A 2684-nucleotide genomic window follows, 5' to 3' on the forward strand; every position below is an offset into this window, starting at 1 on the left:
GTCTTCAATCATGACGACCACATACTTTCCATGGACCGCGTCGACATGAGGATCCACGAAGATCAGGTCACCGCCATGGAATTTGGGTTCCATACTGACGCCACGTACACGCAGGACGTAAGAATCGTTGCTGCAACTAACGGGGCAGGGTAGCAACTCCTGACTGTATTGTGGCTGGTAACCTTCGGCGATTTCCATCCATTCACCGGCCTGCACCCAGGAGATCACCGGGCATAGGCTGCGGATATCTGGTCCGACGTGCGCGTTGACCTCTGTGCCAGCGATGTGTGACTGGTCCCATTCATCCCTGTGCGGTGTATCCATCCAGCCCTCCTGCTTGTCCATTCCGCGTTCCAGTTTTTCCGCCAGATCGTCGCCGATGCCCCGCGGAGTACCTTTCTTCGTACGCATCTGACGCCGGACCTGACTGATATAGGAACTGTTGGTGCCGACGCGTTCGGCCAGTTTTGCAGCAGAGCCGGCTTCGGTAATCAGAAGCTCGAGATTCTTCAACCGAATTTTTTCTGGGATGCGCATCATGCAGTGAATATAGCAGAAATTTAGCATAAAGATAAACATTTAGTTGGCGAGTTAGCTTGCTGATAGATATGCATGGTGCTAATGTTCGGCATCATGAAGCTAAGGACATTTTTGAAATATGCCACCAAGCGGGAACGCGCCGAGTTGGCAACCGTTTGCAACGATTCAGTTGCATATTTGTATCAGCTGGCTGGTAAACACCGGCATGCGAGCCCCCAGATGGCGACACGAATTGAGCAGGTCAGCCAGCGGGTGGCGGACCGATCAGGAGGACGGCTGGAGCCGGTACCGCGGGAAAGCCTGGTCCGTTACCCTGAGATTTTCGTCGGCCTGCAGGGATGGGAATAAGCAATGGCCGGAAAAACCCCAACTCCGGCTGTGAATTCATCTGTATCGCAACAGGGAGAAGCAAATACAGGCGCGACACCGCAGATGATCGATATCTCCCGAATTCAGCCATACGAGCACAATCCGCGTCACGGCCGCAATCCCGAATATGACCGGATCAGAGACTCAATACGCAATACCGGTCTGGATCAACCTTTGGTGGTTACGAAGCGGCCAGATGCGACGGACTTTATCGTCCATGCCGGTGGCAATACGCGCCTGATCATACTGAAGGAGTTATTCGCCGAGACCGGTGATCCGCGTTTTGCCGCAGTACCTTGCCTGCTTAAACTCTGGTGCTGCGAATCCGATGTCCTGCTAGCGCATCTTCGCGAAAACGACCTGCGTGGAGGTCTTACCTTCATCGATAAGGCACGCGCTGTTTGCGAAGCGCAAAAATTGCTTGCCGAAGAACTCGGTCTCGACGTGATCTCTCAAAGGCGTCTCGAAACCGAACTCCGCCGTGCCGGGTATCGCATTACCCAGGGGCGTATTTCCCAGATGGTATACACCGTCCATCGACTGTTACCCGTCATCCCCATTGCGCTCGAAGGCGGACTCGGCCGACCACATGTGGAACGCATTCGCAGATTGGAGCGTGCCGCTCAAAAGATTTGGCAGGATCGGTGTTCCGAGTCGGCAGAGGATTTCGAAGAGGTCTTCACGACGCTATGCAAACGGTACGATAGCCCCGACTGGGACACAGATGTACTACGCAGCGCATTGGAATCTGAAATTGCCGCTTCATTAGATGTCAGCATTCATACCGTACGCGTGATGCTCGATGCAGAGATGGCCGGCAGGGAGCTGGTGATTCCGGAGGCCGAAGCGAAACCGGATGAGGAATCATCAGAACCTGAGTGCGCCACAGACGAATCGTTCGATGATGATGTTGATCAGGATGATGGACCTTCGCGTATATCCAGTTCGGATCGAATCTCCACTGATGAACAACCACCGGAATTACCGGATCAGTCGAATCCCAGTAGTGCACCGGATACTGGCCTGCTGGATGACGATGTCAAAGAGACTTCTGAACCTGAGACCGAACTACCGAACCTCCCCAACGATACCAGCCCGAACGACCTGAAGTCCTTGCGTGGTCGCGCCTGGACACTTGCGACACGACTGGCCCAGCGTAATGGCATGGCGGACCTCGTTGAAGCAGTGTCCGGCAAGGGATTGGGATTCGTATTACGCGATGTTCCAGATCCAACTCTGGCGGATCAGCTCGACGAGGATAGTTTGAGTCAGCTCACCATGCTGTGGTGGCAGTTGGCGGCCTGTGCTGAGATGACCTTTGCGCCGCTCGATGCCATGCTGCCGCTGCTGCCGGACGAATCCATCCTCCGTCGTGCACTCGAGACCGAAGATGCTGATCTGTTGTTCAGCAGTATCTGGACACTGGATCCAGGTCACACCGGCTACCGGCTCTGGCGACCACTCGATGATCGGGACTGGCGTGATCTGCTGGCCTTGATGGATACCTATCGACGCATCCGACGTATCGCCGCGGATACCGGTGTATCGGTCTGGGAGTAGAGGCGATGGAAAGCACGAAGGAATCCGATCTGGTCACTGCCGTATTGATGTATGCCATTCGCTGCCTGGCCGAAGGTGATCATGTGGCTTTGCAAAACATGAAATTCGGTCCGCGCGAGATCGAGGCCCTGCGGGATATGAACGTCTCAGACCTCTACCGTGTTGAATCGCTTCGTGCCCACTGTCTGGATATCGCCCTGAATCGGCAGGTGTAC

At 54.9% G+C, this 2684-nt stretch carries 4 protein-coding genes; 3 read left to right on the forward strand and 1 reads right to left on the reverse strand.

Features of this window, described 5'->3' with window-relative positions; all coding sequences use genetic code 11:
• The coding region (locus tag BOW51_RS09480) for a LexA family protein (RefSeq protein WP_245828660.1) at window positions 1-579 on the reverse strand (579 nt) is incomplete at its 3' end.
• 42 nt (window positions 580-621) lie between these two features.
• On the opposite strand from BOW51_RS09480, the gene BOW51_RS09485 reads away from it, so the two are divergent.
• The 3 genes from BOW51_RS09485 to BOW51_RS09495 all read left to right on the forward strand — a co-directional run.
• Complete coding sequence (locus BOW51_RS09485) at window positions 622-888, forward strand: hypothetical protein (protein WP_078477510.1); 267 nt, start codon at window positions 622-624, stop codon at window positions 886-888.
• Between the two features lie 3 nt (window positions 889-891).
• Window positions 892-2469, forward strand: coding sequence for a ParB family protein (locus BOW51_RS09490; protein WP_078477508.1), 1578 nt, complete (start codon window positions 892-894; stop codon window positions 2467-2469).
• Between the two features lie 5 nt (window positions 2470-2474).
• Window positions 2475-2684: STY4526/YPO1902 family pathogenicity island replication protein (locus BOW51_RS09495; RefSeq protein WP_135568217.1), on the forward strand; the 210-nt coding region annotated here is incomplete at its 3' end.

The sequence above is a fragment of the Solemya elarraichensis gill symbiont genome (genome assembly GCF_002021095.1).
In the GTDB taxonomy this organism is placed as follows: domain Bacteria; phylum Pseudomonadota; class Gammaproteobacteria; order Chromatiales; family Chromatiaceae.

Bases quoted from the DNA above. Each gene is read 5' to 3' on its own strand.
- BOW51_RS09485 (WP_078477510.1), top strand. From the start codon at position 622: ATGTTCGGCATCATGAAGCTAAGGACATTTTTGAAATATGCCACCAAG.
- BOW51_RS09490 (WP_078477508.1), top strand. From the start codon at position 892: ATGGCCGGAAAAACCCCAACTCCGGCTGTGAATTCATCTGTATCGCAA.